Origin of the sequence: Coleofasciculus sp., assembly GCF_046565525.1 — a bacterium.
In the GTDB taxonomy this organism is placed as follows: domain Bacteria; phylum Cyanobacteriota; class Cyanobacteriia; order Cyanobacteriales; family Coleofasciculaceae; genus Coleofasciculus.
The window spans coordinates 1-9,594 of the sequence record NZ_JBKHUP010000180.1 but is presented as its reverse complement, the minus strand read 5'-3'; the positions used below and the strand labels follow the sequence as shown (position 1 = coordinate 9,594).

The window sequence follows — 9,594 nt, the reverse complement described above, 5'->3', positions numbered from 1 at the left end:
GGGTGGGGTATGGGGGGGGGGGGGGGGGGGAGGGGGGGGGGGGGAGGGGGGGGGGGGGGGGGAGGGGGGGGGGGGGGGGGGGGGGGGGGGGGGGGGGGGGGGAGGGAGGGGGAGCAGGGGAGCAGGGGAGCGGGTGACTTCTTTTTACTGCTAACTGAGGTTATTAGACCGATGCTCTAAAGTAATCTTGTCAATTTTCGAGTCTAAGGCGTTCAAGCGAGCCACTTTGCCTCGACAATAGGATCAGTTGCCGCAACTTCAAACACGTCGCTTCATGATAGACCAAACGACTGCCTCTGTACCCGAAACCTCTAACCAGCTTGCCGAGTTGACTAGCCAACTCGAGTCGAGTTCTGAGAAAAAACAACTCCAGCTCATTCCAGAACTGGTGAATCAGGGGGATGCTGGTTTAGATGTTTTGATGGACTTTCTGCAAGCGCAATCCTCAACCCCTCCCAGTCTCAGTGTCGGTTTGGCATACCAAGCCCTTTATCAGGCAAAGACTGCCAAAACTGAGGAGTTCCTACAAAGCCATTTTCCGACAGGGATTGTTCCCCTGTTGTCTGAACGGGATATTGACTACGCTCCTCTACAACAGTTACTTGCCCAGCAAGAGTTTCAGGCAGCGGATAGGTTGACGTTAGAGAAACTTTGTGAATTGGCTGGCTCTACTGCCGTACAGCGAAAATGGTTGTACTTTTCTGAACTGGAGAAGTTCCCGATTCCCGATTTACAAACGATTAATACCCTGTGGGTGATTCACTCTCAAGGTAAATTTGGATTCTCTGTGCAGCGGGAACTTTGGCTTTCTGTGGGTAAAAACTGGGAAAAACTGTGGCCCAAAATTGGCTGGAAGACTGGAAATAGCTGGACTCGATACCCCAATGAATTTACTTGGGATCTCAGCGCCCCGAAAGGTCATCTCCCGCTTTCCAATCAGCTACGTGGTGTCCGGGTTATTGCGACTTTGCTTTCTCATCCGGCGTGGTTAGGTGATAGCTAAAGTTGGTCATTAGTCATTGGTCATTTGTCAGATAATTTTCGCAATTGGTCGGGGCGGGTTTAGTTACATTCGGGTGAAAACGAAACGTTAAGGGTAAAACCCGCCCCGACAACAGACTTTCTATCTCCCTCTGCTCCCAGACGCGCTTTTGAAGCGTCTCTACATGCTCCCCCTGCTCCTGCTACGGTAGCCAGTGAGGTTGGAATCCTGGTAATAATGGCTCAGGTTGTAGTTGCAGGGGTGTTTCTGAGGGTATAGACTCATCTAAGGGCAATAGCCAAAGACGTCCGGTTGCGATCGCCTGACCTTCATCATTTCTTAAACTATCAATCGCTGAGGCGGGTCGGGTTGCTACCTGATCGAATAATAGGGCTAAACCATCTGGGGATAAACTCAGTTGAATATCACGCTGTTCCGGCAGAACCACCAAGGGTTTGACCGGACTCTGTTCACTCTCAGGTTCAGCGTTGAGATTAACGGCGGCGATAAACGGTTCCTCGCGATACTCTTCCCCTTGAATTAGTTGTGTCAGCAGGCAATAGAGGGTTTCTTCATTGGGGGCAAACTCGCAGTTGACAATCGAGCCGGTTGTACGTAATAATTCTTGCTCTGCTCCCTGATTATTCACTAAAAACAGCGATCGCGTATAGTCGGTATTAAATTTCACCATTGTCGCCGCTGAACCATCTCTGGCAAAGCTGAGGACTCGACCAAACTTGGGCAGAAAGTCTAGCGGTTCGGCGTCGGAGTTTAACGGCAAAATCGCCACCCCTTGCCCTTGCGCCACGGCTAATGAGGCACTATCTGGGGCAATTAAAAATTCGCCACCGGGCTGATTTTCGAGGGGTTGGGGTTCGCCATCAGCGGGGATAATCCACAAGCCAAAATCAGCCGGATCTTCTCGATTCACTCGCTGTACCACAATGATTTGTCCGTCTCCAGATAAGTCGAATTGCAGATTTTGATAGTCTTGACTATCTAACACTAAATCAAGCTTGCCAGGGGTTGACTGAGATGGGGAACGTTTATTTGGAGATGGAAACGATAGTCCTGTGGTTACGGTGTACAGTTGTGCCGTGAGTAAACCCCTTGCCTGATTTTGGCGGTCATTCGCCGAAAATAAAATGCGATCGCTCCCAGTATAGGGCTTAAAGTCCAGTACGACTAGATCAGCCGGCGTCAGCAGTGTTTTTTGTTGTCGTGTGAGATTATAGAGGATTAACCTCCCCTGCTCCTCTCCTTCGACGCCAATGTAAGCAAAGGCGCGATCGCGACTGTGAAATGTCGCCTGAAACGGTTCCATGACTGTACCTTCTTCTTCAACTCCCGGTATTTTCTCCTTTGCTCCCTGAAGCTGAACTTGATAGTCATTACCATAAGGAATCGGCGAGAGCAACGTATACGCCATTTTACGCCCCGCCCAGCTAATTTTTCCCTCGATTGGCGGCACCTCTGAGGGACTAACCTCACCCTCTGGCAAAACGGGTGTGATTTTGAGATTTGCTTTTACGCTGGCGTGGTTCATCGGACGGCTAAAGGTTAGAATAAACGCTGCATCCTCAGCACTGACGTATTTGTCCTGCCAGCTAAAAGCCCTAACTCTAGGTCGAGTGGTATCGCCTGTCAATAGGACGATGCCAATTAGCAGACTTAGCACTACCATGATTACCAAAGCCAGACGGTCAATGGGTTGAAGAAATTTTTTAGAGGGTACGGTTGGAGCTGACATTTCAACAATCAAAGTTGGCATTTAGATTCTAGTCTAGATCCGCCTCCAGGCAGTAACTCTACAGGGTGCAGGCTTTCTCGACTGACTCTCGTCCCCAGAAAACAGGATGTTTTTTTGAATCTTTATTTTAGAAACATGTATATTGATTCTTCCATAAAGTTATATAAATTCATCCTTTGGGTGTATTTAAATCTCTTTTGAGGTGTTTTTAAATTGAAAAGAATACGCCTCGACCTCCCCAGGTATTACACATTGCTGACTTACTGCCATGATTTCTCACCTACATCAGTCCTCAACAGGTCGTCTTTTCGATGCCAATACCTCCGATAAAGTCGCTCTGGAGACACTTTATTTGGATGAGCGTATCCTCGGTGCGGCAAGCTGTGGCATTATCCTCAGCGATGCGAGCAAACCAGATATGCCGATTGTCTATTGCAATCCCGCTTTCGAGACAATCACTGGCTATTCCCGTAAAGAGGTGATTGGACGCAATTGCCACTTCCTACAGGGAGCCGATACTGATCCGAATGGGGTTGAGCAAATCCGTCAGGCTCTACGAACTCAGCAAGACGTGAAAGTAGTCCTTAGAAATTATCGCAAAGATGGAACACCCTTTTGGAATGAGCTAGCTATTTCACCGATTCGAGATGCCAAGGGACATGTGATCTATTTTATTGGCGTCCAGACTGATATTACATCCCGTAAGCAAGCCCAAGAGGAACTCCAAATCAGTCATGCTTTATTAAAGGCGCAACAAGAGGCTGATCCGGATGGCGTCATCGTCATTGCTCCAAATGGCAGAATTATTAGTCACAATTCTCGATTTTGCCAAATGTGGCAAATTCCTCATGAATCTGTGAAATCCTCAGATAAGGAGAAACTTTTAGAATGTATGTTGTCTTTAATTGCTGAACCGCTAAAGGTGTTCAGTAAAGTCGAATATCTTGAGCAGAATCCCAACCTGAGTTGCCAAGATGAAATTCAACTCACTGACGGACGATTTTTTGAGCGTTACGCCGCACCCGTATTATCTCCTACAGGTGAATACTACGGCAGAATTTGGTCGTTTCGTGACATTACCGAACGCAAACAAACTGAACAGCAATTAAAGCGACAAGCCAAGCAAGAGCGACTGTTGAGCTGTATGAATCAGCGAATTAACCAGTCCTTGAATCTGGATGAAGTCCTGAAGACAGCCGTCGAAGAAGTGCGAAAATTTCTGACGTGCGATCGCACGCTCATTTACCGCTTTAACCCGGATTGGACGGGAACAGTTGATGTGGAGTCAGTTGGCGATGGGTGGATGAGGATTGTCAAAACCACCATTGAGGACGATTTTTTTAAGGAGGATGAAGTTGTATCGTCTCTCTACCAAGACGGTTATATTCGAGTAATTGACGATATCTACAACGCAAATTTAACCCCCTGCCACATTAAATTACTCGAAACGCTTCAGGTTCGGGCTAATGTGGTAGCGCCTATTTTACAAGGGAAAAAGCTCTGGGGATTGCTTGTGGTTCAGCAATGTTCGGGAGTAAGGCAATGGCAGCAGCCGGAAATCGAATGTGTGAGAAAACTGAGTATCCAGTTAAGTGTAGCTATTCAGCAAGCGGCATTGTTTGAGCAAGTTGCGGACGAACTCAAGGAACGTAAAGCGGCTGAATCTGCCTTGCGAGAGTCAGAAAAAAACTTAAAAGAGAAAGCCACTCAGCTTGAACAAACCCTACACGAACTCAAACAGACTCAACTCCAACTGGTTCAAAGTGAAAAAATGTCAAGTTTGGGACAGTTAGTGGCAGGGGTTGCTCATGAAATCAATAATCCAATCACGTTTATATCCGGAAATATTGCCTATGCCAATCAATATGCTCAGGATTTATTGAAATTAATCCAACTCTATGATAAGCATTATCCTAAACCTGTATCGGAAATTGAAACCTTAATTGAAGAAATTGATATTAACTTTCTCCAAAAAGATTTTTCCAAACTTCTCAGTTCCATGAAAGTCGGTGTAACCCGCCTGCAAGCGTTAGTTGGTAGCTTAAAGAATTTTTCGCGCCTGGATGAAGCTGAACGCAAATGTATGGATATTGAACAAGGGATGGAGAATACACTGTTAATTTTGCAGCACCGCTTAAAGTCGGAAGCCTCTAACATCCAAGTTGTCAAAGAGTACGGCAAGCTTCCCCCAGTAGAATGTTATCCAGGACAACTGAATCAAGTCTTTATGAATCTTTTGAATAATGCCATTGATGCTCTCAATTCAGGGGATAAACAACCGGAGAATACAAAGGATTCGGCATCAGGGGAACTCTCTCTTCCTGATGATGTTTCCACGCCGACGATATGGATTTCGACTGAATTATCAGAGCGCAACTCTGTACTGATTCACATCGCCGACAATGGTTCTGGGATTCATGAAGAAGTCAAGGAACAAATTTTTGACCCATTTTTTACCACAAAACCTGTAGGAGAAGGGACGGGTTTAGGATTGTCAATTAGCTATCAAATTGTTGTAGAAAAACATGGGGGAGAATTACATTGCTTCTCCGCACCCGGATGCGGTACGGAGTTTGTGGTGGAAATTCCCTTCAATGGTGAATGTTAGTCTGACTCCACCCTAACCCTCCCCTTATCAAGGGGAGGAAGGAGGAAGGAGGGAACTCCAATGGCAATGGTTAGGAGGTTAACGTTAACGATATTCCCAGCCAGTAGGATGGGTTAGGCGGAACTCAATGATAGACAATTACCTTTTAATTTTCCTATCCGCTTTCGTGCTGATGCCCAACTGATTTAAGTTCAATGGCACTGAAAAGCGTGCATTTTTGGATCGTCCAAACCCGTTATATTCTGTAGTACATCGGCAAGGTTAAAATTGTGGGTAAAATTTTTCTGGATAGCTACTCTCATAAGGGTTTGGCGAAAATAATTGACCAACGTTTTAAGCTTGCCAGTGTAGTAGGGTGGGCAATGCCCACCAGCCTCATCTGAGCGTGCCATTCGACCTCCATTTCATGTTCAATCAGATGCTACCCTGACTCGACATCAATCCCCTCAAATGCCTCAATCAGTTCATCGAGAGTGCATTGATAAGCCTGACACAAACGCTTGATTTCAGACGGTGTGCCTCGCGGTAGAGACGTTCGAGCTTCCCATTTGGCAATGGTTGAAGGACTTTTTCCAATCGATATCGCAAAATTCACCTGAGTCAAACCTGTACGCTGACGCAAATCCGCTGGTGTGAGACGCTTTCCACTTTCTTGGGGCATATTGTAAGTCATGACTTGTAATGCATGGCTAGTTATGCATTACTGGTCAGAATCCAAAAAACCATAGAGGGCAGAGAATATTTTAACTGCCCTTCCATCCGTTCGTTCTTTTCACCATAAAATTCCATGAAACATACTGACTGGCTACGCCTTCAAACCGAAGGTGAAAAACTGTGCGCCCTTCTCAGACAACACCACTATCAATGTTATTTTTGTTCATCGCCGCGACAAAGGTGGGCAATTTATCAGTTATCGAAAACTAAAACTCTGGATTGAGGCAATAATTGCCTTAATTCAAAAAACCACAACCTTGGACGAACTATGGCAGCTAGGATTGTGGATTCGACAAGAATGCCAAAAATTTAATTATACTCAAACCGTTATCGAATACCTACGTTCTGTCTGGGCAAAACAGCGAGACGATTTGGGAAGCTTGGCACACGTCAGATAGCAGTTCGTTAGACATCAGGGGGAATTATCCTGATAGAAAAGTCTCTCAATTGTAAATGATTAACATCAAGAACCGCGATACGTTCAACTCCATCAGGTGCGAGACAATCCAATATCCCCCGTCTAAAATCGAGGAAGCTACGTTTACTCCCATGGAACAAAAGAATGCTAGATATTATATCTCAGATGAGCCATGGCGCGTCTGGAACATGATCCCCATCCCAATACTACTCGGATAAGCTCTAAATGTAATTTCTTCTTCCCCTGCTTCCCCTGCTCCCTCTGCTCCCTCTGCTCCCCTATCCCTTGCAGTATTAATCCCCGTCCCCTGTCTTGAGGAACTTTAACAGTGAAACTGCACTGGCTACTTCCCAGTTTTCTCGGCTTTTTTTTGCTCTCCTTTCCAGCGCAAGCGGCGAGATTGCTTTCCTGGCGCTTTGATGTGAATCAAAATCAACTCGTCTTTACGACAGATGAAGGGGTGCAACCCACTGGACAATTTTTTGCTAATCCCAACCGCCTGGTGATTGATTTACCCGGTATCCTGCTGGAGAACTCCAAATTAGAACAGTTAGTCGGTGGCGCAGTTCGGGCGGTGCGTGTTGGTCAATTGAACTCCCAAACCACGCGCTTGGTGATTGAATTTAATCCGGGTTATACGATTAATCCCCAACAGGTTCTATTCAAAGGATTCTCCCCTCGGATGTGGACAGTGCAGTTACCGCCACCGCAACGAGTTATTGAGTTAACGACACAAACCCCTCTACCGCCGCAAAATCCTGTCATACCGCCTATAACTAGCAATCCTCCATTTAATAGTTCCCAAGTTCCTAACCGCCGCATTGTGGTTATGATTGATCCCGGACATGGGGGAAAAGATCCCGGTGCGATTGGGTTAAATGGGTTGCGGGAAAAGGATGTGATTTTGCCCATTTCTCAACAAGTTGCTGCTATTTTACAGCAACAAGGCATTCAAGTCATTCTCACCCGAACCAGCGATTATTTTGTAGACTTAGCACCGCGCGTCGAGATGGCAAAACAAGCCCAAGCGGACTTATTTGTAAGTATTCATGCTAATGCTATTGGTCGCCGTCCTGATGTGAATGGATTAGAAACCTATTATTACTCTAATGGTCAGCGTCTGGCTCAAACCATTCATAGTAGTATTTTACAGACAATTCCGATTCGCGATCGCGGCGTGAAACAAGCCCGATTTTACGTTTTGCGTAATAATCATATCCCTGCTGTCCTCGTGGAAGTCGGTTTCGTTACTGGACGAGAGGATAACCCACGACTAGCGACACCAGAATACCACAGCCAAATGGCAAGCGCGATCGCACAGGGTATTTTACAATATATTCGGCAGAATTCATTTATGTAAAGACTTGCCATGGCACGTCTGTCAATTGTCAGGGCTCCCTTTAGCCGCTTAACTTTGGTATTTACCGATAACCTTTCAACAAAACCCGCCCTTCGTCAATTGTAAAGGTGGGTTTAACCGTTTAATTTTGCTATCTACCGTCTCCAGCTCAAAAACTAAGGCAACCAAAAATCAGGTAATACTGTCTTCCCCCAATCCCGCACCATTTTATTAATCATCCGCCCTACTTGAATATGAGGTTCATCGGGTTCAACCGGAATAATCGTTGCCTTATTTCCATACCCAAAACAGTCAATTACTAAATTTGCCGCCTCTAAACCCGTCACATACGCCTTCTCTTGTGACCAAGAACCGTGCTTGGTCACAATCCAATCCCCACTCATAAAAACATTATCAATCGAACTTGTCGCTGGCAGCAAATACTGATAACTTCCCGGTGCAAAATGCGTTACCCCTTGCGGTACACGAATCACGCTGCTATCAATAACCTTGGCATCACGAAACTCTGGCACACAAGTGGCTAAATCTCGATGAACCTTTGCCACAATTTGCTCATCACTCATGGGTAATAATTGATTAGCATGATAAAAATCTGCTTCAATTACACTTCCCGATTGATATGCATATTCATCATGCAGCGCATTCAAATCGAAAAATGTCCACCCTGTCGTCGGATCAAAGCCAAAACAAGCATTAGAAGGATTCCGCAGAATAACTTTTCGGTCAAACCACAACCGGGTTGCCAAGACATCAATTGCCCCTAAGTTTCTCAAATTCCGGAATTCAGGATAAGGTTGTAAGTTCGTACTCGCACTAACAATTTTTTTCATGCCATTAACACTAACGGCAAAAATCACCGCATCGGCTTCAAAGACTTCCTCTCCACAGACAACCGCTTTCGCCTTACCCCTATCGTCCAAGAGAATATCATTCACCCGCTTATTCGTCAGCACTCGTCCCCCAGCTTTCTCAATCCGCTCCACCCAGGGGTTAAAAATCATTTCTGCCACTGTTCCTCGACACCAGACGACATCAAAATTGGGTTGGTGAGCCAAAATGAAGTAATAAAGCATTCCCAGGGTGGCGGCTGCTGAACATTGCTCGCCAGGGGCAAATAAACCCACCAATAGCATCGGTTCAAAGGAATCTTGATATAGTCGGGCAGAAACACCAAACTGTTTAAATAGTTCGCGGGCGGTTACCTTATCATAACGTCGCCACGCTTGATCAGAATTATCAAAATCAATCAGAGCATAGAGAAGAGGCAAAGCCGAAAGCCTGTCAATTAGAGGTAAGCGTCTAAACTTGGGATACACAAAAGTACCCAATGGGGTAGGAAGCGGGAATTCATTTTGAAACAGGGGCGATTCGACTTCTAATCCAGCCGGAGAATATTGGGAGGAATAAGTAAAGCGAGTGAAGGGTTTCAGCCCTAATTCGTTAACCAGACGAAAGATATTGCGATAGGGATACCAGAACCCATGAATACCCCCTTCGACTGAACGTCCGCCAGAGGTTTTCCATCCAGCCACTAATCCACCGGCATAGGGTGCGGCTTCTAGAAGAGTAACATCGTAGCCTTGTTGGGCAAGATGATGAGTCGCACCTAAACCTGCCCATCCTGCACCAACGACGACTATCCGCTTTTGTGCTGACGCTTCTGACATCCTTGACTTCAGCAGTTTACCGAGAACTAGGGATACAAGCCTCGTCCTTTTAGGACGACTTTTTATTTTCTCTTAGTCTTGTATTGTAATAAATA

7 protein-coding genes are annotated in these 9,594 nt (G+C 46.0%); 4 read left to right on the top strand and 3 right to left on the bottom strand.

What is annotated here, in order from left to right; all coding sequences use genetic code 11:
- Nucleotides 1–274: 274 nt before the first annotated feature.
- A complete protein-coding gene (locus ACLGGO_RS34100) occupies nucleotides 275–1,003 on the top strand; it encodes a GUN4 N-terminal ARM-like repeat domain-containing protein (protein WP_446335117.1) in 729 nt (242 codons plus the stop codon).
- A 181-nt stretch (nucleotides 1,004–1,184) separates the two neighbouring features.
- Here ACLGGO_RS34100 and ACLGGO_RS34095 read toward each other — a convergent pair whose 3' ends face one another.
- Entirely contained in the window at nucleotides 1,185–2,753 is a 1,569-nt protein-coding gene (locus ACLGGO_RS34095) for an Ig-like domain-containing protein (RefSeq protein WP_446422643.1), read from the bottom strand.
- Nucleotides 2,754–3,000: 247 nt separating this feature from the next.
- Between ACLGGO_RS34095 and ACLGGO_RS34090 the strand changes: the two genes are divergently transcribed.
- Entirely contained in the window at nucleotides 3,001–5,340 is a 2,340-nt protein-coding gene (locus ACLGGO_RS34090; RefSeq protein WP_446422642.1) for a PAS domain-containing sensor histidine kinase, read from the top strand.
- 421 nt (nucleotides 5,341–5,761) lie between these two features.
- On the opposite strand, the gene ACLGGO_RS34085 is transcribed toward ACLGGO_RS34090, so the two are convergent.
- Nucleotides 5,762–6,013: a helix-turn-helix transcriptional regulator gene (locus ACLGGO_RS34085; RefSeq protein WP_446357766.1), complete on the bottom strand. Its 252-nt coding sequence runs from the start codon at nucleotides 6,011–6,013 to the stop codon at nucleotides 5,762–5,764.
- Nucleotides 6,014–6,164: 151 nt separating this feature from the next.
- Here ACLGGO_RS34085 and ACLGGO_RS34080 point away from each other — a divergent pair, with 151 nt between their 5' ends.
- Both ACLGGO_RS34080 and ACLGGO_RS34075 read left to right on the top strand, forming a co-directional pair.
- Nucleotides 6,165–6,452, top strand: coding sequence for a hypothetical protein (locus tag ACLGGO_RS34080; RefSeq protein ID WP_446422641.1), 288 nt, complete (start codon nucleotides 6,165–6,167; stop codon nucleotides 6,450–6,452).
- 348 nt (nucleotides 6,453–6,800) lie between these two features.
- Nucleotides 6,801–7,832, top strand: coding sequence for an N-acetylmuramoyl-L-alanine amidase (locus ACLGGO_RS34075; protein WP_446335112.1), 1,032 nt, complete (start codon nucleotides 6,801–6,803; stop codon nucleotides 7,830–7,832).
- A gap of 155 nt (nucleotides 7,833–7,987) precedes the next feature.
- Here the strand turns inward: ACLGGO_RS34075 and ACLGGO_RS34070 are convergent, their stop codons facing one another.
- The gene (locus tag ACLGGO_RS34070; protein WP_446422640.1) at nucleotides 7,988–9,499 is read right to left on the bottom strand and encodes a hydroxysqualene dehydroxylase; all 1,512 of its coding nucleotides are present in this window, start codon (nucleotides 9,497–9,499) and stop codon (nucleotides 7,988–7,990) included.
- Between the last annotated feature and the right edge of the window lie 95 nt (nucleotides 9,500–9,594).

Excerpts from the sequence above, each read along its gene's own strand:
- ACLGGO_RS34100 (WP_446335117.1), top strand. The coding sequence starts at position 275 with ATGATAGACCAAACGACTGCCTCTGTACCCGAAACCTCTAACCAGCTT.
- ACLGGO_RS34095 (WP_446422643.1), bottom strand. The coding sequence starts at position 2,753 with ATGCCAACTTTGATTGTTGAAATGTCAGCTCCAACCGTACCCTCTAAA.
- ACLGGO_RS34090 (WP_446422642.1), top strand. The coding sequence starts at position 3,001 with ATGATTTCTCACCTACATCAGTCCTCAACAGGTCGTCTTTTCGATGCC.
- ACLGGO_RS34085 (WP_446357766.1), bottom strand. The coding sequence starts at position 6,013 with ATGACTTACAATATGCCCCAAGAAAGTGGAAAGCGTCTCACACCAGCG.
- ACLGGO_RS34070 (WP_446422640.1), bottom strand. The coding sequence starts at position 9,499 with ATGTCAGAAGCGTCAGCACAAAAGCGGATAGTCGTCGTTGGTGCAGGA.